The sequence below is a fragment of the Flavobacterium frigidarium DSM 17623 genome, from assembly GCF_000425505.1.
GTDB lineage: Bacteria > Bacteroidota > Bacteroidia > Flavobacteriales > Flavobacteriaceae > Flavobacterium > Flavobacterium frigidarium.
The window spans coordinates 151,794-175,972 of the sequence record NZ_AUDO01000008.1 but is presented as its reverse complement, the minus strand read 5'-3'; the positions used below and the strand labels follow the sequence as shown (position 1 = coordinate 175,972).

Genomic DNA, 24,179 nt, shown 5'->3' with positions numbered 1-24,179 from the left:
TCTTATTTTTAAAATTAAAATTGCAGATTAACTCCCAGCATATACGATTTTGCTTGAGGGTAATATCCTCTGTCTACACCTTGCACATTGTCCATTCCAGCTGCTGATGGACCTCCTACTTCTGGGTCAAAACCAGTATACTTTGTAATTGTAAATAAGTTTTCACCCGTTACATAAAATCTAACTTTTTGCAAAGAAATACGATTGATAAAGTCAGATGGTAATGAATATCCTAATTGGATTGTCTTAAATCTAAAGAAATCTCCTTTTTGTAAATTAAAATCAGAAGGATTGCTAAAGTTTTTATTTGTATCATCAGTGGTGACTCTTGGGTAACTATTTGTTGATCCCTCACCCGTCCAACGTCCTAAAACTTCTGTTTGATAATTGGCATTGATAATATCTAATCTTCTTAAACCTTGATAGATTTTGTTTCCACCTGCTCCTTGACCAAAAACTAGTAAATCAATACCTTTATAATCTAAGTTTAAAGTAAGTCCGTATGTATATTTTGGTAAAGATGTCCCTAAGAACGTACGATCTTCTCCACCAATAAGTCCGTCTCCATTTAAATCTTGCCAGCGGAAATCACCTGGCTTCGCATTTGGTTGGATAACAACTCCAGCTGCACTTTTATACGAATCAATTTCGGCTTGATTTTGGAAGACACCATTCGTTTTAAAACCGTAAAATGAGTTGTAAGCTTGACCAACTTGTGTTCTATTAATTTCATAAGAACTCGACTGCACTGTTTCATCTCCCGAAATAAAGTTTACCCCTTTATCTAGGTAAGTGATTTCGTTTTTAATATAGGAAAAATTACCATTTAAAGATAAGTTCAAATCTCCAATTCTTTTTCTATATCCTAATTCTACGTCAATTCCTTTATTTTCCATACTAGCTAGATTAGCGTATGAATCCCCTGTCGCTCCTACAAATCCAGGGTTAGGAATAGGCATGATAATTCCTTCTGTTTTCTTATTGAACAGATCTACTGTTAAGTTAAAGTCACGAAGTAAATTCATTTCAAATCCAATATTTGCTTGTTTCGTTTCTTCCCATTTTAAATCAGGATTTGGAATTGCATTCGGACTTTGTCCTGGGATAGGAATTCCACCAATCGTATAATTTCTCTTAATACCAATTGTAGATATATATAGAAAATCGGGAGAAGAATCATTACCTGTAACCCCATAACCTCCTCTAATTTTTAAAGAACTTACAGCTCCATCAACATTCCAGAATCCTTCTTTTGAAGGAACCCACCCTAAAGAAACTGATGGAAATGTTCCGTACTTGTTGTTGGGTCCGAAACGAGTTGAACCATCGCGACGTATAATCCCTGTGAAAATGTATTTTTCTTTGTAATCATAGTTTAATCTTGCAAATACAGATTCAACTCTGTGTTCATAAGCTTGTGACGAATAAGCATTAGCAAATTTATCTGCTATAGGAATTTCAACATTGAAAGATGCTTCATCATGAGAAGTTGCCGGAACACCTTGATAGGTAACATCATTACCTGAAGAAATATTATCTACGTAAGTCCCTTTACCTAATAAGACGCTAAAATTGTGGTCATCGAACTTCTTAGTATAGTTCAATGTGTTTTCCCAATTCCAGCTAAATGATTTTTTATACGATCTAAAAAGCTCATTTTTATCTCTTTTTGTAGCACCATTCAAGAAGAATACGGGCGTAAAATTATCTGATCCAAAATAAGCCAATTTACCTCCAGCTGTAGATTTAAATTTCAATCCAGGAATAATTTCTGCTTCAATAAAAATGTTTCCTACAAAGTTATCTGAGAAATCATTATTACCTAATCTTGTTTGAGTATACGCTAGAGGGTTAGTGTTTTCTTGCGTTACAATTGTCGAAATACCATAGTAATTACCATTTGCATCCCTAATTGCATTAGGATTACTAGTATAAATTGGTTGATTAGGATTTGTTTCAATTATTGGAGTTAATGGATCCAAATTTATTGCTGATGACAAAGGTCCTCCAAATTCGTCATTAGTATTACCTATACCAATTGTTTTCTCATTAGAATATCCTAATGTTTGTCCAATTTTGATAAATTTCCCTAATTTATGATTCGAATTCAAACGGATGTTTTTTCTATTATAATTGGAAATATCTGTTGTAACAATACCTTCTTGATCTGTTAATCCAAAAGACATGTAGAAAGTAGATGCTTCGTTTCCTCCACTGAAACTTAATTCATGTGAGATACGTTGTGCACTATTATTAAAGATAGCATCTTGCCAATTGGTCCCTTTTCCATAATTAATATTACTGTCATATGGTGCAGCTTTGCCTCCATTGGTATAGGCTTCATTCATTATTGTAGTGTATTGCGAAGCATCTAATAAATTGATTTTCTTAGCGGCTTGAGACACACCTGAGAACCCCGTATAATTAACATTTATTTTTCCTGACTTCCCTTTTTTGGTTGTAACCAAAATAACTCCCGCTGCAGCTCTAGATCCATAAATTGCACCAGAGGCTCCATCTTTCAAGACTTCGATTGACTCGATATCAGATTGGTTCAAATAACCAATACCGCCATTGTCAATAATAACCCCATCAACGACCCATAATGGATCATTATTGTTCAAAGTTGTAAAACCACGAATACGAATTGTAGATGCTGAACCCGGCTGCCCTGCATTTGCAGCGATAGAGACTCCAGATACACGACCTTGTAAAGCTTGCTCTACTCTTGTAATAGGCAAACTTTCTAAATCTTTTGCTTTGACACTAGATATAGATCCGGTTACTACACTTTTCTTTTGCGTTCCATAACCTACTACAACTACCTCATCTAAATTTTGAGATTCTGATACTAATTTTACAGTAAGTGAACTACGTTTGTTTATGGGTTCTTGTAATGAACTATAACCAATAAAGCTTATAATAAGTGTTCCGTCTGCAGGGGCTACTATTTTAAACTTTCCGTCAAAATCAGATATAGTAGATGTACTACTTCCCTTTAATAATACGGATGCTCCAGGAATTGGCATCCCGTTTTCATCATTTACAACTCCAGTCACTGTCGCATCTTGCGCATGTGTTAATACTGAGAATAATAACGATGAAAAACAAAAAATAAGAGTTTTTATTAATTTCATTTTTCTAAAAATTATGGTTAATTATTTATTAATTCCTTGCTAAAGTATCTATATTTTTTCGTAATTTTTATTTAATTTTACTTACAAAAACACATCAAAATACATTTACACACCAAACAAAAACACATCAAATTATTATTAAAATACTTAATATCAGTAATTTAATTAACACAAAGGGTTGTTATAGAAAAGTTAATACAACTGAATAAACACTACATTTAACTTTTTAATTAAAACGACCTATATTTAGACTTTTTTATTACAGTAATCATAATAACACTACCAATAAGTACACTTAATGAATTTTATTAAAATCTATATAAAAATAACACTTCTACTCTTACTTACTACAAACATAGAGTTAGGGTATTCACAAGTGAAAAATATTGGATTACCTAATGCAATCAATTATAAGAGACTTGCTTATAAAGGGGGTACACAAAATTGGGATATAGATCAAGATAAAAATGGCAATATTTACTTTGCTAATAATGAAGGATTACTACAGTTTAATGGGACAACATGGAAAAAATATAGACTACCAAATATATCCACCATACGAAGCTTAAAGGTGGGTAACGACGGATGTATTTATGTAGGAGGAAATAATGAATTTGGATATTTTAAGGCAGATAATAAAGGCAAGCTCATTTATAACTCGCTTTATAAAAACTTAAAAGAACAAGACAAATCAAACATCAATCTTATTTGGCGCATCCATCTTTTTAATAACCAAGTAGTATTTCAGTCCTTTACCAAAACTTTTATTTTCGATCAAAATAAATACAAAATAATCACAGCGCCTTCTAAATTTCAGTTTTCTTTCCTTGTTAATGGCAGGTTGTTTATACAAGATGAAGAAAAAGGTATTTTAGAATACAAAAACAAAAATTTGCAAACTATTTCAGAGACAACATTCTTTAACGGTACTGAAATATGGGAAATGATCCCACTAAATAAAAATCGCACCTTGATAATGACTTTAGAAAAGGGATTGTTTTTAATGGAGAATGGAAAGATAAATACCTGGAAAACGGAGGCGAACGATTTTGTTATCAAAAACACCTCCCTGGGTGGTACACTAATTGACAACAAGTTTATTGTTTTAAATTCTGTATTGAATGGAATTGCCATATGTGATTTGAATGGAAAAATTGTTCAACGGCTTAATAATAGTAAAGGCGTACAAAACAACACAGTCTTAAGCTCATTTGTAGACAACCGAAAAAATTTGTGGTTAGGCCTTGACAATGGTATCAGTTTTATCAATATTAATTCCCCTTTTACATTCTTTGATTATAGCTACAATTTAAGCACAGTATACTCTTCTGTGACTTTCGAAAATAATCTATACGTAGCTACAAATCAAGGTTTATTCTACCACCCTTATAATAGCGATTTTAAAGACGAATCATTTCAACTGATTGTAGGAACAAATGCTCAAGCTTGGAGTATTGAAGTTTTTGGGAATACATTGTTATGTGCCAGCAACAGAGGAGCCTTAATGATTAAAAACAAGATAGTAACAAAGTTAGATGACATTGGGTATTTTGGTTTTAGGACTTTGCCGAGTAAACCGGATTATGTCTTAGGGCTCAACTACACCGGATTTAGCATATTTAAGAAAACAGCTGACGGCATTGTTTTAGTCAATCGTGTTAAGGGCTTTTATGAAATCATCAATACTTTTGAAATGGAGGTGGATGATGATTTTATTTGGCTTCGAATGGCTCCCTATGTGTATCAACTAAAATTAAGCGCTGATTTAACATCAGTTGCCGTAATAAAAAAACATGCTGCATTAAATACCTCTCTACCTACTATTAATAGTATTCAAAAAATTGACAATAAAGTGTACTTTCAAACCAATAATAAGTTTTACCGATTTTCAAGGGAACAGAACATATTTTTTAAAGATAATAATTACACTAAACTCTTTAAAAATATCCCACATATAGATGCTGTAAGAGAAGATTCGCAAGGTAACTTATGGTATAGCTTTAATGAGTCACTTGGCCTTTTGAAAAAGAATACTAGTTCTATATACATTAATATAATTGCCCCATTCTCCAACTTAAAAGGAAGCTTAGTCAAAAATTTTATTTCTGTAAATGTAGTAGATCCAGACAACATTTTTATTGGACTCATTGATGGATTAGCACACTACGATAGTAAAATCTCGGATGAATACATCCACAAACCAAAAGTATTCATAACAAATTTCTCCTACTTGGGTGAGAATATCAACATTAATCAATCGAGTAACACTGCGACTCCACACTACGAAATCCCATACCGATCAAATAATGTAAAGTTTGCTTTTTCTTCACCAACATACGAAAATCAGGAAAATGTGAGATATAGCTATCGATTAGTCCCTTTTGAAAACGATTGGCATCCTTGGAGCACGCTAACTATAAAAGAATATACTAATTTAAGAGAAGGTGATTACGCTATGCAAATCAGAGCTAAAAACGGATATGGAATTATTTCAGATGTAGCTACTTTGAATTTTGAGATTTTGCCACCGTGGTATCGTCACGTATTAGCATATTTAGTCTATTTACTATTAATAGCTGCCCTTTTTATAGCTATTTCGAAACAAATAAAATCAAAAATTAGAAAGAATAAATACTACGAGACTATAGAACAGCGTCGTCTTTACCTAGAAAAAGAAGCCAAAATCAAACACGAACAACATGAGCTTGAAAAAGAAATAGAAAAGCTAAAAAACGATAAGTTGCAAATTCAGATTTTATCTAAAGATAAAGAGCTTGTAAATAACTCCTTACAAGTGGCTAAAAAAAATAAAGTTTTAAATGGAATCATTCAGAAACTAAAAGAGATTGACAATAATCAATTGGATGAGGCTACAAAATTTCAAATCAGCAAACTTAATAAAAGTATCTCAAAGGAAGTAAATAATGATAAAAGTTGGAAAGATTTAGAGAAACACATTAAGAATGTACACTTCGATTTCTTAAAAAGATTAAAAGAAAAACACCCTACAATTTCACCGCGTGAATTAGATTTATCGACATATTTACTAATGAATATGTCAACTAAAGAACTAGTTGAGATAATGAATATTTCGTCTGGTGGGGTGGAACTAGCACGGTACAGGTTAAGGAAGAAACTAGATTTGAATAAAAAAGAAAATCTAACCGGATATTTAATGAGTATCTAAAGCTCAGTATATATAACAAAAAAGGATTTGGTAAATCATACCAAATCCTTTTCTCTATATTCTATATAAATTACGCTTCTTTATTAGCTAATTGTCCGCAGGCGGCATCAATATCTTTACCTCTACTTCTACGCACTTTAACAACAATTCCGCTTGCTTCTAGGGCTTTTATGTAAGCATTTGTAGCTTCTTCAGAGGCTTGTTGGAACTCACCATCATCAATTGGATTGTATTCGATCAAGTTTACTTTACAAGGAACATATTTACAAAATTTGACCAAGGCATCAACTGCTTCTTTATTATCATTGATTCCTTTCCAAACAACGTACTCATAGGATATTTTTGATTTGGTTTTTCGATACCAATATTCTAATGACTCTCTTAAATCGGCTAATGGGAAATTAGCACTAAAAGGCATAATTCTCGCTCTAACCTCATCAATTGCTGAGTGTAACGATACAGCAAGCTTGAATTTAACATCATCGTCTGCTAGTTTTTTAATCATTTTGGGCACTCCAGATGTAGAAACCATAATACGTTTAGGCGACATTCCCAATCCTTCCTCAGAAGTAATCATTTCAATCGCTTTTAAAACATTGTTATAATTCATTAATGGTTCTCCCATTCCCATGAAAACAATATTAGAAAGCGGATGGTTGTGATACAAACGACTTTCCTTATCAATTGCTATAACCTGATCGTAAATCTCCGCTGGTTCTAAGTTTCGCATTCTTTTTAATCGTGCTGTAGCACAAAAATTACAATCAAGACTACATCCTACTTGGCTAGACACGCAAGCTGTCGTTCTAGTATTGGTAGGAATTAAAACCGACTCTACCACTAAACCATCATGTAAGCGGACGGCGTTTTTTACGGTACCATCTTCTGAGCGCTGCATCGTATCTACTTTAATATGATTAATCACAAAATTTTGTTCCAACATTGCGCGTGTTTCCTTAGATATGTTGGTCATATCTTCAAAACTATGTGCTCCCTTACTCCATAGCCACTCATAAACTTGATTACCACGAAAGGCTTTGTCACCACTGGTTACAAAAAATTCGCGTAAATCTTCTTTTGATACTGCTCGTATGTCTTTTTTCTCCATTTGCATGCTGCAAATTTAATGACTATTTGTTGATTTGTTGTTTTGATAATTTAATAACTTTGGAAAAAATTAAAAAATGCATTTTATTTCACCTGAATTAGAAGACTACATTGAGCAACACTGTGAAAAAGAACCTGCTTTACTAGCTGCTTTAAATAAAGAAACCTACCAGAAAATATTATTACCACGCATGCTAAGTGGCCATTTTCAAGGTAGAGTTTTAAGTATGTTGGCAAAATTAATTCGTCCCATTAATATTCTAGAGATAGGTACTTATACCGGATATTCTGCTCTGTGCTTGTGCGAGGGAATGCAAGACAACGGCGTATTACACACGATTGATATCAAAGAGGAATTAATTGATTTTCAGCGTAAACATTTTGACAAATCGCCATGGGGAAAACAAATCGTACAGCATTTAGGTGAAGCAACGACTATTATTCCAACACTTGATATAAAATTTGATTTGGTTTTTATTGATGCTGATAAAGAGAATTACATCAATTATTTTGAACTTATCGTTCCAAGGATGAACAAGGGTGGAATTATTCTATCAGATAATGTATTGTGGAGTGGTAAAGTTCTCGAACCTTTGAATCCAAAAGATCTAAGCACTAAAATTCTTCTCGAATACAATGCCCTCTTAAAAAATGACCCTAGAGTCGAAACCGTTTTGTTACCTATACGAGATGGATTGACTGTAAGCAGAGTGTTGTAAAAACGCTCTTATGATAAACTGGCATTTTAGCCCTGATCGAAATGAAAACCCTTATACTTGAAAATGGATTTTTTCTAAACAAAAATGAGCGACCAACGGAAGCTCCTTTATTGTTATTGAAAAACTATTTTCAAGTATAAGATTGTAATGTAGTGCAGGAATAGCTTCTAAGCCTCAACTTCGACTGCCTCTACTGCTATAATGGGGAAATATTTATGTTGGTAAACTCTAAATATCCTATACGCCGCGTAGCCTGAAATCGCACCAAATGTGTATCCTGTTAAGATATCAATAGGATAGTGTAATCCTAAATAAATGCGACTATAAGCAAATATCAATGGCCACAAAAACAATAAGTAAACGTTTTTAAAATAGCGCTTTATATTGTGATAGATAAACATTGTTGAAGCCATACTAGTCGCGGCATGTCCCGAGAAAAAGCTATAAGAACTTCTAATTTGAACTAATCGAATGATTTCTTTAATCTCTGGATTATTACATGGTCTAAGACGCTGAAAATTATTTTTAAACAAATTTGTCACTTGGTCTGAAAACGCAATCAAAAGTCCTAATCCCAATAGAAAAAACAAGGTTTGTTTCGTTCCTATTTTTTTCATTATTACATACAATAGTAATAAAAAAAGTGGTGTCCAGTTCAATTGATTGGTAATCAACAACCACATTCCGTCGTATGTTTTTGAACCAAGTCCGTTTAAATAAATAAGTAAGTCAGTATCTAATGACAGTAGTTTATCTATCATTACATGCTACGTTTTATAGGGCCGGTTGCTTCTTCTATATCTTCTTTTACCTTATTTGCTTGTACAATAGAATCCCCTAGAAGATCTTGTTTTACCTTACTAACTTCGCTGTTAAAATTCCCAGTCATATCAGATAGTGACTTGGCATCTAAACCATTTGCTTCAACTCCTTTTTGAATTTCGCTTTTAATATCGTTTGTTGCATGCTTTAATTGCGCCATAGCTTTACCCATTGTACGCGCCATTTCTGGAACTTTATCTGCTCCAAAAAGCATGAGAATAATAAACATGATAAAAACTAACTCTCCTCCTCCTATGCCAAACATATTTATAGATTTTTTGTTATTGCAAATATATTAAATTTAGATTCCTTGGGATTTAAATTATTCATAAAAAAAAAGACTCAATTAAGAGTCTTTTTTTTTATGAAGTTAAGTTTATTAGTCAAACTTAGATTTTGTCGCTTCTTTAGGCCAAGTATTATTAGTCACATCAATATCAGCTGTTTCTAATTTTGGATCTATTTGAATTTTCGTAATAGCTTTTTCAGTTGCATAAACTTTCTTAGCAGTCTCATTAGCTTTTCTCCAGATTTGCGCTGGGTACTTGAAGTTCTCTACAGAACCATCTTCATAAGTAAGCTCAACTAATATAGGCATGATCATTCCACCTGGCTTGTTGAACTCTACTTCGTAGAAATATTTAGGAGACTTCAAACTTCCTTTTTCCTCAGTGGTAAGGGTATTTACATAATCAGATAGTAATTTTACTTCTTCGATCTTTAATGCTTTTTTGTCTTTCGAACTCAACTCTGTATTGTCTCCTTCAACTAAGTATACAAATGGTCCTGTTTCTACTCCAAAACGACCTCTTCTTACCTTAGCATTTTTTAATGCTGTTGTAGGAGTTTCTGTAACGTAGTATTGCTTTACATTGCTAATTCCGATATCTACAAAATCAGTTGAATAAAACCAACCTCTAAAGAACCAGTCCAAATCTACTCCAGAAGCATCTTCCATTGTTCTAAAGAAATCTTCAGGTGTTGGATGCTTGAATTTCCAACGATTTGCGTACGTTTTAAATGCGTAGTCAAACAATTCTCTTCCCATAATAGTCTCTCTTAAAATATTAAGACCTGTTGCTGGTTTTCCGTAAGCATTGTTTCCAAATTGGATAATTCCTTCAGAATTTGACATGATAGGCTCTAAGTACTTTTGATCTCCACTCATGTAAGGAACGATATTTTTTGCTGGCCCTCTTCTAGATGGGAAATTTGTTCCCAATTCATCTTCAGCCATGAATTCCATAAATGAGTTTAAACCTTCATCCATCCATGTCCATTGGCGCTCATCAGAATTTACAATCATAGGGAAAAAGTTATGCCCTACTTCATGGATTACTACACCAATCATTCCGTTTTTAATTTGCTCACTAGTCACTCCGTTTTCGTCAGGACGACCAAAGTTCCAACAAATCATAGGATACTCCATTCCTTGATCAGCCGCAGATACTGAAACTGCTTTTGGATAAGGATAATCAAATGTATGTGCCGAATAACTTCTTAAAGTGTGCGCCACCATCATTGTAGATGTTTCACCCCATAAAGGGTTTGCTTCTTTAGGATATACAGAAGCTGCCATAACAACTTTGTCATTCAATTTTACAGCCATCGCATCGTAGATAAATTTTCTAGAAGTTGCGATACCAAAATCTCTCACATTTTTTGCACTAAATTTCCACGTTTTCTTTTTAGTAGAAAAACCTTTTTCTGCTGCTTCCGCCTCTTCTTGAGTTACAATTACTACTGGCTTGTCAAATGTTTTTTGAGCCAACTCGTATCTTTTAACTTGTGCCGATGTGAAAACGTCTGCTCTATTTGTCAATTCTCCAGTCGCTTCCATAACGTGGTCAGCAGGAACTGTAATATTTACATCAAAATTTCCAAAAGGCAAAGCAAATTCTCCACCTCCCCAAAATTGCATATTTTGCCATCCTTCTACATCATTGTACACTGCCATACGAGGATAGAATTGCGCAATAACATATAATTTATTTCCTTCTTTTTCAAATAACTCATATCCAGAACGACCACCTTCTAATTGGTAATTGTTAATATTATACCACCATTTTATTGAGAAAGTCATGCTTGATCCTGGCTTCATAGGAGTAGCCAAATTAATACGCATCATGGTATGATTGATTGTATAAGATAAGGGAGCTCCCTTTGCATCTTTTACATGCTCAATATTAAAACCACGTTCTAAATCTTGTTTTAAAAATTTGTTTGTGAAGTTGCTAGCTGGAAAAGTTTGTTCGATTCTATCGCTTTCCGCTAAAGGTGTTTCTGAATCTTTTGCCGCTTGATTTTGGTCTAATTGAACCCATAAATATTCTAATACATCCGGAGAGTTATTAGTATATGTAATTGTTTCAGAACCCATCAATTTTGAATTCTTATCATCAAGCTCAATATCCATTTTGTAATCAGCTTGTTGCTGGTAATAAGCTGGTCCTGGCGCTCCAGATGCCGTACGAAACATATTTGGAGTTGCAAGCAAGTCATACATTTGACTGAACTTGTTAGTGTCGTATCTCCCTGCTTGTTTTGTAGTTACAGTTGTTGCTTTTTCCTGAGCAAGTACAAGTACAGGAAAAAGAAATAAGAGTGTAATTTTTCTCATGGTTAGGTTTGAAGTTATTTAAGAATGTGAAAATAATATATTTTAATAAATACCCCACAACCAATTACAACTTTAACACATGATTTGTTGCAGATTCTGTAAATAAGAAGCTCTCTTTATCGCCAAAGCCCGTAAAATGTGTAATGTTTTGCTGCTCTGAGTCCCAATCCAACAAAACTGCATTGTAGGTCTCTAACGATTTAATTTTTGAAATTCCTCGTACATTTAGATAACAAATAACAACATCACTTTCCAGTTCTTTACTCAAGTAATTCATAGTAACTGCTGTTCCATTTACCTTTATTCTAAATTTCTCAGCCAGATATTTTTGCATTAAAACAACATCTTCATTTGTTTCTTTCACTGTACCTAAATGAGTCGCTTTTTTATATTTTTTTTCTAATGCTTTATTCAAATCGTCTACAAATATTCTAGTTGTGATTTGGAGCATCTTTTTCTCGGGAGCATAGTTTACTTGGTATATTCCCATGTAGAATTTATGCGCGTTGAATGAAGTCAATGCAAGTAAAAATAAAGCCGTTAAAAAGTAAAGTGTTATTTTTTTCATTTCCCAAAAGTAGTAATTCTTTTAAATTCTGCATTTTTAGATACTAGAAAATCTAGCAATAAGAATTTATCTTCTGGTTTTAAATATTCTCTAGAAGCAGTATCGTTGCTTACAAATAGTAAAAACAAATCAATTTCATCCTCCTTAAGATCTAAATCTCTTTCGAAAAAAATTGGATCAAAATTAGCCTTTACATAAGCCGAGAAAGCAACATCGTTCATAACTTTATCATCAACGTTTGACTGTTTTTTCAAGATTTTTTTTACCTCTTTAAAAACACGTACAAAATCGAAACCATCTGTGATGCGGCCATCCCTAGTCATTACTTGATTCTTAAGAGCTGACTGTGCGTCGTCAAAATATTTTTTATCTACATAACCTTGAGTATTACTGTTTATAGATTGCACTTTCATTCCATTTGAAATAACAACCTCACTCAGTTCGTTATTAAAAACTTCTAATTTTATTTCAAATAATCGCTCTTGTAAATTAGCATTAGTAAGAGCTACTTTTTTAGGTTGAAAACTCATACTCGAAACGATCAGTACATCATCAGGCTGCGCCATGATATCAAAAAATCCTTTAGCATCTATTAATGATCGTGTAGCTGCGGTTACATTAATAACATATCCCCCATCAATATTTACGATGTCATTTTTAACTTGCCCATGCAATGCTATACGTCCGCTCACTTGTGCAAGACCCATTTGACAACTGAACACTAAAACCATAATTTTAATTAACGCTTTCATCTGTATTTACTTTTTTATATTTTTCTGCTAGAATAACTATCAGAAATTTTATTAATGTCTTATTTTTTGATTCAATTGCTGCTACAAACTCATTATCTTCTACACAATAGTACTGAAAACCACTAATGTATTCAGCAGAAATCTTTAATTTATCAGTGTAATAGTCGTCTTCAAAAATATAGATTAAGCGATCGTAGGCTGCTTGCTTTTTCTCTATAACCACCACTTTTTTAAGCATGGCTTTCCTGCCAGAAATACTATTTAACAATCCATCTATTCCTCCTCCAGAAGTAGCGGTATACAATTTCCTTTCGGCTTGTGTATATTTTTTTTGACCTACCGGAATGATACCCAAACTCTCCGCTGTAATGCTTGATTCTTTAATAACCACTTCGTCCAGTGCAATACTATTGTACTTTGCTTCAACAAGTATTGAACCTGATAAAAAATCCTCTTTATTAATGTATTTACGTAAAGTTACAAGATTTACAGCAGTAAACACTAGCAAATCTCCTTCTTTTACCGCAATATTAAATTGCCCCGCCTCATTTGAAGTAGTACTTAAATTCAATGTTTGATTAACCACATTAACTTGTGCTACATAATCACCATCGACCATTATGCGTCCGCGTAAAGTTTTAACAAGATCTCCTTGACTATACATCGAATGACACAATAATAATATGAATAGTAGTAAAGTATTATTTATCCTCACAAGAAATGTTTTGTTTGTATTTATTTGCTAAGTCTATAATCATAAATCTTAACATCGCTGTTTTCCCTTTCTCTAGTTCTTGGACAAATATATTGTTTTCAATAATATAAATCTTAAAACCCGAAACATACTGCCTGCAAATTCCTAATTCTTTTACATAAAAATTCTCATTGTAATACCCACTTAACTTCTCGATATTACTAATTCTTTTCTCAACTACAATTTGCTTTTTCACCCGCTTCGTACGACCGTTTATTTTATTTATTAAAGGGTCTAAAGGCATCGAACCTGCTAGCAAGCCAAGGAGCATTATTGGTTTAAAATCCCCTGTGGTTTGCAACCTTCTTTCTGCTTGTGTATATTTTTTTTGGTCTTTCGAAACAATACCTAGCGATACTTCATTTATCGCATTATGCCTAGTCACCACAACTTCGTTTAGCAAAGTGGCTTTTGCAGTCATTTTTATCGAAATAAAGTCAGTCGCATCAAATTTTTCTGGAACGTTATAATCATAATCTCGGGCACCATCACTGCTAAAAACAATTAAATCTCCTGACTGAGCAGCTATAGTAAAAATCCCTTGATTATCACAATACGTATTTTGCTTCTTTGTAACATTTACAATTTTGACGATTTGTCTATATTCATTATCGATCAGCACAACACCTTTAAGCATTTTTTGCTGCTGTAATTGAGAAATGCTAATTTGAGAAAATAGCAAAGCAATAATGGCGATATTATTTGGTTTGACTCGCAATAATAACTTTATATTTAGTTGCTAATTCGCTTAGTAAAAACTCAATCGTTATTCTGTTCTTTGTTTCTAGAATCTTTGTAAATTTATCATTATCTACAGCATAATACTCAAATCCCTTAATATAATCAGCGGGAATTTCAAGCTTATTTTCGATATAACTTTCAGTGAACATTCTTCCAAGTTGCCTCCTAAAGCCTTCTTTTTTCTCGTTAACCAACTCTTTTTTTAGCATCGCTGTACGTCCAGAGAACATATTAAATATAGGATCTGCAGAAACTGAACCTCCTGCCATTCCACTTCCATCTGCAGTTGCACTTGGGTTCAAGGCAGATGCTCCTTCTAACCTACGCTCTGCTGCTGAATACTTTCTTTGACCAGCCGGGACAAGACCTAAATCGACTGCATTTATATGGTCATATCTTTTAATCACCACTTCATTAAGTTCGTTCATAATAGGATACAAGCGCTGTTCTAATACTCCGTTTCTAAAAAGCTGATCTGTAAGCAATACACGCACAGACTTATATTGCATTCCAGCAAAGAGAAGTGTTTCACCTAATTTTGCTGCAACTGTAAAACTACCATCATTTGCTGTTATTGCAGCTGCTTCAGTCTCTACATTAATAACATAGATACCCGAAACTCCTGAATATCCATCAACTACAGTCCCCTTCACCAAACCATTATTCACACTCTGTCCAAATGAAGCTACAGTTAACAAAAGTAAAAACACAACACTCAATTTAACCATCCTTCTTATTGAAATTATTTAACATTTGCAGTAAAAGTATCTTATTGTGTTCCAAATTAATTACTAAAGGCTTGGTAAAATAATGTTAATAAAAAAATATTGGTTTTTCATTTTATGCTTTGATTCCCTACCTTTAGACATAATAAATTACAAAACAAATGAAAAATATCATTATTGCCAGTACTTCAACCATTCATGGAGGTAGTTACTTAGAATACTTATTAGATGAATTGAAAGTGCATTTTAAAAATTGCAAGACAATCCTATTCATACCTTACGCTAGACCTAGCGGTATTACCCACGATGAGTACACTGCTAAAGCCGCTCAGGCTTTCGCCAAAATCAATATAGCGGTAAAAGGGATTCATGAGTTTGAAGACGCTGAAGCAGCCATTAAGGATGCCGAAGGAATTTTCACAGGAGGAGGAAACACATTTCTACTCGTGACACAGCTGTATCAAAATAAAATAATGAGCACACTATCTACCACAATAAAAAACGGAACACCTTATTTAGGAACGAGTGCTGGAAGTGTTATTTGTGGATTAAGCATGCAAAATACAAATGACATGCCTATCATCTATCCTCCAAGTTTTCAAACATTGGCTGTCATTCCTTTTAATATCAACGCCCATTATTTAGACCCTGACACTAATTCTAAACACATGGGTGAAACAAGAGAAACAAGATTGAAAGAATTTCATTCTTTTAATAATATTCCAGTATTGGGATTAAGAGAAGGTAGCTGGCTCGAAGTGAGAGACAACACCATTACAATAAAAGGAGGATTACAAGCAAGACTTTTTATTGCCAATGAAACAGCTCTTGAAATAGAAGACAACACAGATATAAGTGACTTAAAGTAAAAACAAAAAGCCGAAACAAATAAATGTTTCGGCTTTTTTATAAAGAGCGAAAGACGAGGCTCGAACTCGCGACAACCAGCTTGGAAGGCTGGAGCTCTACCAACTGAGCTACTTTCGCATTAACTGGGTGCAAATATAAATAATATTTTTATTTTAAAGCAAATATTTTTGACAAAAAAATAAACTAAAAATTACACAACACCTTCTATAAATAAGGAATCCGAAATATTTCTATTTCGGATTCTAGAGCGAAAGACGAGGCTCGAACTCGCGACAACCAGCTTGGAAGGCTGGAGCTCTACCAACTGAGCTACTTTCGCATTACTGTGGTGCAAATATAGAGAATAAAAACAGTTCAAAACAAATTTTATTCGAAAAAAAATGACTTAAAATTGACATTAATTTCTAATCATTTTAAAACTAAATCATTACGAATAAACTTTTTTCTCGTTTTTTTATCTCCTCACTATTTTAAACCTACTATAGCCATATTCCCTATGCCTACCTCATATATTTTCTACTTACAAGAAGTCCGATTGTAACTGCACTACTGTTTTACAGATACAAATAGAGCCAATCACTTTTAAAAAGTGACTGGCTCTATGCTATACTTAGTTTGTAAGATTACCTATGATATTAATTTTGAACTTACTTTATAACCATTAGATGGATAATAAATAAACAAACATGATTTATCTTTTATCGTTTGAATGATATCATTTGTCAGTGCAACTGGAATTGCTGGACAACCTAAACTTCTACCTAATCTACTATTGTTTTTAATAAAACTTTGAGAAACATAATCAGCACCGTGAATAACTACAGCACGCTCTCTTGCATTGCTGTTAATTCCGCTCTCTAAGCCATCTAATCGTAATGATTTACCATGTTTACCTACATAGATCTCACCTGTAGCATAAAATCCTAAACTACTTCTGAATGATGAAGAAACATTTGAAAAACTTGTAGCAAACTCATCACCGGTATTTTTACCGTGTGCAACTAGCGTATTAAACAAAACGCTATTGGTATTTAAATCAATTACCCAAAGGCGGTTTAAATTAGAAGACATGCTAAAATCTATAACAGTAAGGATATTTTTACTAACCAATCCTTTTTCTTTTAAATGCTGAAACCCCTTTAATGCTTCACTAAAAACATCTAGTGCAGGTAGGGATAAATTATTAGAATCTAATTTTTCATAAATTGCTTCTTCGCTGGTTACAGCTTTCTTTTCAATTACGGCAGCAACAACTTTAGGTTTAGAATCAACAGTAGAGTTTGTATCAAAAGAACTAAAATTGAAAGCTAGTATAGCCGTCAAAATCACGGGAGTCAAAAACTTATAATTCATTGATGTTAAAATATTTAAATGTTAGATTGGGGATTGCAAAATTATAAAACATATACATAATAGTATAACATATAATGTTAAATAAAATTGTGCAGAGACCTAAAACCCATTAAAATTAACATTTGCTAGCTAAGATTTCTCTTGCACATGACGTTAATTAACCTATTTTTGTTCAAGCCAAATCAAAATTTCATGTACAAATATTACCGAATCCTTGTTTTTATTGCATTATTTACCACAATTAACAGTTTTTCACAAAAAAAGACCTTAAAAGCAAACTTTAACGCAAAAGGAATCGTAATCGACGGGAAACCAGATGATATAGGTTGGACAGAGAACAAAAATATCGCTTCAAATTTCATCATGTTTGATCCAGACAACGGAAAACCGATTAGCGAGAACAAGAAAACAGAAGTAAAAGTATCTTATGATAATGACGCTATATACATTCTAGCAACGCTATATGATGATGAGCCCAATAAGATCCAGAGAGAGATTACAAATCGTGATGTTTTTGGCGTTTCTGATCATTTTTCAGTTAATATTAATGGATATAATGACGGTCAGCAGGATTTTCGTTTCTATGTTAGTGCTGCCGGAGTACAAATGGATTGTATTGCAACCGAAGCCGAAGAGGATTTTTCTTGGGATGCTATTTGGGATAGTAAAGTAGCAATTACAAACTACGGCTGGGTTGTCGAAATGAAAATTCCGTATGCTGCATTGCGCTTTTCTAGAGCCGATAAACAAATATGGGGTATAAACTTTAAAAGAGAGATTAAGCGCGACATACAAACCTATACATGGAACCACGTAGACACTAAAATAGGTGCTGTGCTTACACAAGCCGGAATTCTTGAAGGTATCGAAAACATCAAACCTCCTACTCGATTATTCTTTATCCCCTATACCTCTACTTATTACCAGCAGGACGACATTACTTCTGATCGAACTTTTAAAGCGGGTCTTGATATTAAATACGGCATCAACGACTCCTTTACTTTAGACGCCATTTTAATTCCTGATTTTGGACAAACAAAATTTGATAACGCGATTTTATATTTGGATCCATTCGAGCAAAAATTAGAGGAAAACCGTCCGTTTTTTACTGAAGGAACCAACTTATTCAATATAGGAAATTTATTTTATTCAAGGCGTATTGGTGGGTTTCCTAGTAGAGAACCCACAGTTTCAGAAAGCGAGCAAATTACGGAATACCCAAGCACTGTCAATTTATTAAATGCAGTAAAGGTTTCTGGGCGAACAGAGAACGGACTTGGTATAGGGTTTTTAAATGCCGTTACAAAAAAGACTTACGCTACAATCGAAGGCACAACAGTTGACAGCTTTAATAACGAACAACAAACAAGCCGTAAAGAGGTTATTGAGCCGCTAGCTAATTATAACTTAATTGTTCTTGACCAACGATTTAACGGGAACTCATCTGTTTCATTTGTAAATGCAAATACCACTCGTAACGGTGATTTTAGAGATGCTAATGCTTCTGCCTTAGTTTTTGATTTAAGCACAAAAGCAAATACGTACAATTTATATGGTGACTTTAAATACAGTACCGTGAATGACATCGAGAACTACGATGGTTTTAAAACAGCACTGAACTTTGCAAAGACAAGCGGACAGTATCGCTACACTGTTTCTGGAAAATACATTTCGAGCAATTACGATATAAACGATTTGGGATTGGTTTTTTACACTAATTATCACAACGCATTAGTAAATGGTAGTTACCGCATTTTGAATCCTACAAAATATTTTAATACTTTTAAAATAGAGCAAGAACTCAACCTAGAATTGCAAAATACAACAGGAAAAATGCAAGAAGGATGGTATAAAACTTTAATTAAAGCACGTACTAAAAAAAATCACTACATGGAATTTGCACTTGTGCTTAATCCTTTTGAAACATATGATTTCTATGAGCCTCGTGTTGCTGGTAGGTACTTACAAATCCCGAAGCGTCTTTCATCTTATTTTGGTATGGAGTTTAACCGCAACAACGCCTTTACATTCGATTTTACACCTAGTATTGCAGTTTATGATCAAGATGACCGCATTACTTATGGTCTTGCTGTAGGTCCAAAATACCGTTTTAATGACAAATTTTCTCTTTATTTTGTTATGGATTATTCGAAAAGGAAAAACGACCGAGGCTGGGTTGGCTTTGACGATACCGGAATTGTAATTGGCCAAAGAGACCGAGAAATATTGCAAAATGACCTTACTGGAAAATACGCTATCAACAAGAAAATGACCATTAATTTAACCGCACGTTATTACTGGTCTTATTCTGACAATAAACGCTTCTGGAGCCTGCAAGACGACGGAACTGTAGTTGCAGATCCTACATTTAATTTAAATAAAAATAGAAATTTCAATTCATTCAATGCTGATTTATCTTATTCATGGTGGTTTGCTCCCGGTAGTGAATTATCAATTTTGTACCGTAATTATTCGCAGGAAAGCGCTAATGTAGTTGAGAGAAATATAAGTCAAAATCTTAAAAATCTTTTCGGCACAAATCAAACGAATATCTTATCAATAAGTGTGCGTTATTTTATCGATTATAATCGATTGAAAAATTAATACTAATTTAATTGCATTAACTGTAACAAAATTAACCATAGCGAGTCTACTATTGTATGATTATCAAAAAGCACATATTTATATATGTGCTTTTTTATTAAACCAATGTGTACTATAACCAACCCTATTCATGAAGAAGCTTGCTATTCTAACACTATTACTTGTTTTTAAATTTGGCTACAGCCAAAAGAAAGTCTTGCAAACCAAAAAGCTGACTACTGAAACCATAACTATAGATGGAAAGTTTGACGAGGCCGCTTGGCAAAGTGCAGAAGAAGCAAAAGATTTTGTCATGTTTACACCAGATAATGGCAAGAAAATCCCAGAAAATCAACGCACGATTGTAAAAGTTATTTATGACAATGAAGCAATTTATGTTTCGGCGACATTGTATGATGACCAACCTGATAAAATATTAAGAGAGATTTCGCAACGTGATGATTTCGGAATTTCTGATTTATTTGGCGCTTTCATTAATGGTTACAATGATGGCCAACAAGAATTTCAATTTTATGTAAACGCCGCAGACGGTCAAGCAGATTGTATCAATACAGATGCTAATGGCGAAGATTACTCTTGGGATGCTGTGTGGAAAAGTAAAGCATTAATTACTAGTTTTGGCTGGACAGTAGAGATGCGCATTCCTTATGCTGCGCTACGATTTTCAAGCGAAGACAAGCAAACTTGGGGAATCAATTTTTTTAGAGAAATACGCAGAGATCGTCAAAAATATACTTGGAATTTTATTGATTCTAATTTAGGAACTTTCACGCAACAAGCTGGAGTCTTAGAAGGAATTGAAAATATTAAACCTCCTACTCGACTTTTTTTAATGCCCTACTCTTCTTTTTATGTAAATGCAAGTGCTGCCCAAAAAACGATAGGAACTTTAAAAGGCGGACTTGATATTAAATACGGTATAAACGATGCATTTACCCTAGATGCGATATTAATTCCAGATTTTGGACAAACAAAATATGATGACCAAATATTGAACTTGGGGCCCTTTGAACAGCAATTCAATGAGAATAGATCTTTCTTTACTGAAGGAACTGATTTGTTTGCAAAGGGAGACCTCCTTTACTCTAGAAGAATTGGTGGTAGACCAGGTCGACTCGCCAATATTTCAGAGGAGGAAGTTTTTCTAGAAAACCCAGCTACAATTAATCTGGTAAATGCCTTAAAAATATCTGGTAGAACAAAATCAGGTTTGGGTGTTGGGATTCTAAATGCCGTTACTGAAAAAACATATGCCACTATTTTAAACACTACAACTCAGGAGGTAAGAAGAGAAGAACTAGAGCCACTTACAAATTACAATGTTTTAGTACTTGATCAACGCTTTAGAAAAAATTCATCAGTGAGCTTGACCAATACCAATGTTACTCGTAATGGTTCTTTTAGGGACGCCAATGTGTCTGCGATTGCTTGGGATCTTAACACTAAGAAAAATACCTATAATTTAAACGGAAGTTTTAAATACAGCATAATCAACAGTATCGAAGATAAGAAAGGAATTTATTCTACTTTGAATTTCGCAGAGACTAGCGGGAATTACCGCTACAGTTTTGGAGGCGATTTGGTCACTAAAGATTTCGATAATAACGATCTTGGAATTAATTTTGAAACCAATTATTTCAGCTTATACGGAAACACCAATTACCGTATTTTAAACCCCACAGATCTTTTCAATACATTTAAATTAAGTTTTAACGCCTACACTCAATTTCATAAAGAAACGAGTAAGATTCAATCAAACGAATTTAATGCTCAGCTAAACTTCAATACTAAGAATAACCATTATTTTAGTTTTGGTGTAGAAGCCAGTCCTATCGAATCTTATGATTATTACGAAGCTCGAACAGAGAACACTTATGTAATTCTACCAGAGCGATACAATTCTTGGTTTTACCTTTCGACCAATTACAACAATCGGTTTGCGATAGACTTTAATCCATCATATACTATATTTAGTGAGAACAAGCGAGAAACCTATGAGTTTTCTATAGGGCCACGTTATCGTTTTAGTGATCGATTATCATTAGTTTATAGTTTCGATTTTCAGAGGCGAAATAACAATAAAGGTTATGTTGATCGCTTTGATGATGACCTTAATTCTTTTACAAAAGACCAAATCATATTTGCAAATCGAAATGTAGTTACTTACTCTAATTCGCTTTCGGCAAAGTATTCTGTAAACAGCCGCATGAATTTTAATATGGCCGTACGCCAATATTGGTCTTATGCAGAAAACAAGGAATATTTAAGCTTACAAGAGACCGGAAGATTGAGTGCAAACACGCTTTATAATGAAGATAAAGATTCGAGTTTTTACTCTTGGAATCTTGATTTATCGTACTCTTGGTGGTTTGCTCCCGGTAGCGAACTATCGATATTATATCGCAATAACGCAGCAAATTTTGAAAGTCAAATCAATAAAAATTTCAATACTAACTTTACTTCACTACTTAACAACGAATCGCTAAATCATAGCTTTTCAATTAGTATAAAATATTTTATAGACTACAATAGCTTAAAAAGTAAATCATAAGGTGCATTTATTTTAAAATTATAAAGCTTCTATACATAATTTGTTAGAAAATTAATCTGATTCTTTAGTAATATGTAATACTTATTTTGATCCATAGATAGCATTTTTAAAACCATTATCTTTGTTTAAAATCACAACGACATGAACAAGAAAGTAATATTAATGATTTTAGACGGCTGGGGAAAATCTCCTGATCCTAAAGTTTCTGCTATAGACAATGCAAACGTTCCATACATAAATAATCTTTACAAGAATTACCCTAGCGCACAATTAAGGACTGATGGTTTACATGTAGGTCTGCCTGAAGGCCAAATGGGAAACAGCGAAGTAGGTCACATGAATCTAGGTGCTGGCCGAATTGTTTATCAAGATCTAGCCAAAATTAATTTGGCTGTAGCCAATAAAACCTTGGCAGAAGAACAGGTTTTAATCGATGCCTTTAAATTTGCGAAAACTAATAATAAGAAAGTGCACTTTTTAGGTTTAGTTTCTGATGGTGGAGTACACTCGCATACTTCACATTTGCGCGGATTAATTGACGCAACTCAAGACCACGGTTTACAAAACGTTTTTATACATGCCTTTACTGATGGTCGTGATGTCGATCCTAAATCAGGTAAAAAATACATTCAAGATTTAGAGAATTATATTGCGCCTACAACTGTAAAATTAGCATCTGTAATTGGGCGTTACTACGCAATGGATAGAGACAGACGCTGGGAACGCATCAAACTAGCTTATGATTTAATTGTAAACGGTCATGGAGAAGCTTCAAAAAATGCTATTGTAAGTATTGAAAAAAGCTATCAAGAGGAAATTACAGATGAATTCATCAATCCTATTGTTATGGTTGATGCTAATGATAATCCAGTAGCTACTATTGAGGAAGATGATGTCGTAATATTCTTCAACTTTAGAACAGACAGAGGTCGCGAATTGACTGAAGCACTTTCACAACAGGATTTCCACGAGGAAAACATGCACAAGTTAAACTTGTATTATGTAACATTGACTAATTATGACGAGACCTATAAAGATGTAAAAGTTGTTTATAACAAAGATAATATTACTGAAACGCTAGGTGAAGTTTTAGAAAGAAATAATAAAACTCAAATTAGAATCGCAGAGACAGAAAAGTATCCTCACGTTACTTTCTTTTTCTCTGGAGGTAGAGAAATCCCGTTTAGAGGAGAAAAAAGAATATTACGCAATTCTCCAAAAGTGGCGACCTATGATTTACAACCAGAAATGAGTGCCTATGAACTAACAGATGCTTTAATTCCTGAATTAGAAAAAGAAGATGTTGATTTTGTATGTCTAAATTTTGCAAATGGTGACATGGTAGGACATACTGGAATGATGGATGCAGCGATCCTTGCCTGTGAAGCTGTTGATAAATGTGTCGAAAGAGTAATCACAACGGCAATTGCCCACGACTACACCGTACTTGTAATTGCAGATCACGGAAATTGCGAAACCATGATCAATCCTGACGGAAGCCCGAATACTGCTCATACCACAAATCCAGTTCCGTTTATACTAATAGACAAAGACATTAAAAAAGTTAATGACGGAGTATTAGGTGATATTGCTCCAACAATTCTTGCTCTTATGGGCGTGGAGAAACCAGCAGTCATGACACAACATTCTTTATTATAAACAACTTTTT

At 33.7% G+C, this 24,179-nt stretch carries 17 protein-coding genes and 2 tRNA genes; 6 read left to right on the top strand and 13 right to left on the bottom strand.

The window, feature by feature from the left end:
* Positions 1 to 14 precede the first annotated feature (14 nt).
* On the bottom strand, positions 15 to 3,137 hold the full coding sequence (locus H603_RS0105805; RefSeq protein WP_026707686.1) for a SusC/RagA family TonB-linked outer membrane protein: 3,123 nt from the start codon (positions 3,135 to 3,137) through the stop codon (positions 15 to 17).
* 298 nt (positions 3,138 to 3,435) lie between these two features.
* Between H603_RS0105805 and H603_RS0105800 the strand changes: the two genes are divergently transcribed.
* The gene (locus H603_RS0105800; RefSeq protein ID WP_026707685.1) at positions 3,436 to 6,324 is read left to right on the top strand and encodes a triple tyrosine motif-containing protein; all 2,889 of its coding nucleotides are present in this window, start codon (positions 3,436 to 3,438) and stop codon (positions 6,322 to 6,324) included.
* Positions 6,325 to 6,394: 70 nt separating this feature from the next.
* Here H603_RS0105800 and rlmN read toward each other — a convergent pair whose 3' ends face one another.
* The gene (gene rlmN, locus H603_RS0105795; protein WP_026707684.1) at positions 6,395 to 7,438 is read right to left on the bottom strand and encodes a 23S rRNA (adenine(2503)-C(2))-methyltransferase RlmN; all 1,044 of its coding nucleotides are present in this window, start codon (positions 7,436 to 7,438) and stop codon (positions 6,395 to 6,397) included.
* A 70-nt stretch (positions 7,439 to 7,508) separates the two neighbouring features.
* Between rlmN and H603_RS0105790 the strand changes: the two genes are divergently transcribed.
* Positions 7,509 to 8,150 carry an O-methyltransferase gene (locus H603_RS0105790; protein WP_026707683.1) on the top strand — a complete coding sequence of 214 codons (642 nt, stop codon included), beginning with the start codon at positions 7,509 to 7,511 and terminating at the stop codon, positions 8,148 to 8,150.
* A gap of 167 nt (positions 8,151 to 8,317) precedes the next feature.
* Here H603_RS0105790 and H603_RS0105785 read toward each other — a convergent pair whose 3' ends face one another.
* The 8 genes from H603_RS0105785 to H603_RS0105750 all read right to left on the bottom strand — a co-directional run bounded on the left by H603_RS0105785 (position 8,318) and on the right by H603_RS0105750 (position 15,117).
* On the bottom strand, positions 8,318 to 8,911 hold the full coding sequence (locus tag H603_RS0105785; RefSeq protein WP_026707682.1) for a phosphatase PAP2 family protein: 594 nt from the start codon (positions 8,909 to 8,911) through the stop codon (positions 8,318 to 8,320).
* Positions 8,911 to 9,237: a Sec-independent protein translocase subunit TatA/TatB gene (locus tag H603_RS0105780; protein ID WP_026707681.1), complete on the bottom strand. Its 327-nt coding sequence runs from the start codon at positions 9,235 to 9,237 to the stop codon at positions 8,911 to 8,913. The genes H603_RS0105785 and H603_RS0105780 overlap by 1 nt, the downstream gene beginning before the upstream one ends.
* A 114-nt stretch (positions 9,238 to 9,351) precedes the next feature.
* Positions 9,352 to 11,592, bottom strand: a complete 2,241-nt coding sequence (locus tag H603_RS0105775; protein WP_026707680.1) for a M1 family metallopeptidase — start codon at positions 11,590 to 11,592, stop codon at positions 9,352 to 9,354.
* A 64-nt stretch (positions 11,593 to 11,656) separates the two neighbouring features.
* Positions 11,657 to 12,160, bottom strand: coding sequence for a DUF6702 family protein (locus H603_RS0105770; RefSeq protein ID WP_026707679.1), 504 nt, complete (start codon positions 12,158 to 12,160; stop codon positions 11,657 to 11,659).
* Positions 12,157 to 12,912: a peptidase associated/transthyretin-like domain-containing protein gene (locus H603_RS0105765; RefSeq protein WP_026707678.1), complete on the bottom strand. Its 756-nt coding sequence runs from the start codon at positions 12,910 to 12,912 to the stop codon at positions 12,157 to 12,159. Before H603_RS0105765 ends, H603_RS0105770 begins: the two co-directional genes overlap by 4 nt.
* Entirely contained in the window at positions 12,896 to 13,627 is a 732-nt protein-coding gene (locus H603_RS0105760) for a peptidase associated/transthyretin-like domain-containing protein (protein WP_026707677.1), read from the bottom strand. Before H603_RS0105760 ends, H603_RS0105765 begins: the two co-directional genes overlap by 17 nt.
* On the bottom strand, positions 13,614 to 14,303 hold the full coding sequence (locus H603_RS0105755; protein WP_157510406.1) for a hypothetical protein: 690 nt from the start codon (positions 14,301 to 14,303) through the stop codon (positions 13,614 to 13,616). The genes H603_RS0105760 and H603_RS0105755 overlap by 14 nt, the downstream gene beginning before the upstream one ends.
* A gap of 61 nt (positions 14,304 to 14,364) precedes the next feature.
* A complete protein-coding gene (locus tag H603_RS0105750; protein ID WP_157510405.1) occupies positions 14,365 to 15,117 on the bottom strand; it encodes a hypothetical protein in 753 nt (250 codons plus the stop codon).
* Between the two features lie 176 nt (positions 15,118 to 15,293).
* On the opposite strand from H603_RS0105750, the gene pepE reads away from it, so the two are divergent.
* Positions 15,294 to 16,001: a dipeptidase PepE gene (pepE, locus tag H603_RS0105745; RefSeq protein WP_026707674.1), complete on the top strand. Its 708-nt coding sequence runs from the start codon at positions 15,294 to 15,296 to the stop codon at positions 15,999 to 16,001.
* A gap of 45 nt (positions 16,002 to 16,046) precedes the next feature.
* Here the strand turns inward: pepE and H603_RS0105740 are convergent.
* The 3 genes from H603_RS0105740 to H603_RS0105730 form a co-directional block, all read right to left on the bottom strand.
* Positions 16,047 to 16,119 (bottom strand) — tRNA-Gly (locus tag H603_RS0105740).
* Between the two features lie 129 nt (positions 16,120 to 16,248).
* Positions 16,249 to 16,321: transfer RNA gene (locus H603_RS0105735), tRNA-Gly, on the bottom strand.
* A gap of 308 nt (positions 16,322 to 16,629) precedes the next feature.
* Positions 16,630 to 17,355 (bottom strand): murein L,D-transpeptidase catalytic domain family protein, encoded by a 726-nt coding sequence (locus tag H603_RS0105730; RefSeq protein ID WP_026707673.1) that lies wholly within the window; start codon positions 17,353 to 17,355, stop codon positions 16,630 to 16,632.
* 192 nt (positions 17,356 to 17,547) lie between these two features.
* On the opposite strand from H603_RS0105730, the gene H603_RS0105725 reads away from it, so the two are divergent.
* The 3 genes from H603_RS0105725 to gpmI all read left to right on the top strand — a co-directional run bounded on the left by H603_RS0105725 (position 17,548) and on the right by gpmI (position 24,169).
* Positions 17,548 to 19,959, top strand: coding sequence for a DUF5916 domain-containing protein (locus H603_RS0105725; RefSeq protein ID WP_026707672.1), 2,412 nt, complete (start codon positions 17,548 to 17,550; stop codon positions 19,957 to 19,959).
* Between the two features lie 130 nt (positions 19,960 to 20,089).
* Positions 20,090 to 22,510 carry a DUF5916 domain-containing protein gene (locus H603_RS0105720; protein ID WP_026707671.1) on the top strand — a complete coding sequence of 807 codons (2,421 nt, stop codon included), beginning with the start codon at positions 20,090 to 20,092 and terminating at the stop codon, positions 22,508 to 22,510.
* A 141-nt stretch (positions 22,511 to 22,651) separates the two neighbouring features.
* Positions 22,652 to 24,169, top strand: a complete 1,518-nt coding sequence (gene gpmI, locus H603_RS0105715; RefSeq protein WP_026707670.1) for a 2,3-bisphosphoglycerate-independent phosphoglycerate mutase — start codon at positions 22,652 to 22,654, stop codon at positions 24,167 to 24,169.
* Positions 24,170 to 24,179 lie beyond the last annotated feature (10 nt).

Coding starts and splice junctions, on each gene's coding strand:
- H603_RS0105800 (WP_026707685.1), top strand. CDS start 3,436: ATGAATTTTATTAAAATCTATATAAAAATAACACTTCTACTCTTACTT.
- H603_RS0105755 (WP_157510406.1), bottom strand. CDS start 14,303: ATGCTTAAAGGTGTTGTGCTGATCGATAATGAATATAGACAAATCGTC.
- H603_RS0105765 (WP_026707678.1), bottom strand. CDS start 12,912: ATGAAAGCGTTAATTAAAATTATGGTTTTAGTGTTCAGTTGTCAAATG.
- H603_RS0105785 (WP_026707682.1), bottom strand. CDS start 8,911: ATGATAGATAAACTACTGTCATTAGATACTGACTTACTTATTTATTTA.
- H603_RS0105775 (WP_026707680.1), bottom strand. CDS start 11,592: ATGAGAAAAATTACACTCTTATTTCTTTTTCCTGTACTTGTACTTGCT.
- H603_RS0105725 (WP_026707672.1), top strand. CDS start 17,548: ATGTACAAATATTACCGAATCCTTGTTTTTATTGCATTATTTACCACA.
- H603_RS0105780 (WP_026707681.1), bottom strand. CDS start 9,237: ATGTTTGGCATAGGAGGAGGAGAGTTAGTTTTTATCATGTTTATTATT.
- gpmI (WP_026707670.1), top strand. CDS start 22,652: ATGAACAAGAAAGTAATATTAATGATTTTAGACGGCTGGGGAAAATCT.
- H603_RS0105720 (WP_026707671.1), top strand. CDS start 20,090: ATGAAGAAGCTTGCTATTCTAACACTATTACTTGTTTTTAAATTTGGC.
- H603_RS0105805 (WP_026707686.1), bottom strand. CDS start 3,137: ATGAAATTAATAAAAACTCTTATTTTTTGTTTTTCATCGTTATTATTC.
- H603_RS0105770 (WP_026707679.1), bottom strand. CDS start 12,160: ATGAAAAAAATAACACTTTACTTTTTAACGGCTTTATTTTTACTTGCA.
- H603_RS0105730 (WP_026707673.1), bottom strand. CDS start 17,355: ATGAATTATAAGTTTTTGACTCCCGTGATTTTGACGGCTATACTAGCT.
- rlmN (WP_026707684.1), bottom strand. CDS start 7,438: ATGCAAATGGAGAAAAAAGACATACGAGCAGTATCAAAAGAAGATTTA.
- pepE (WP_026707674.1), top strand. CDS start 15,294: ATGAAAAATATCATTATTGCCAGTACTTCAACCATTCATGGAGGTAGT.
- H603_RS0105790 (WP_026707683.1), top strand. CDS start 7,509: ATGCATTTTATTTCACCTGAATTAGAAGACTACATTGAGCAACACTGT.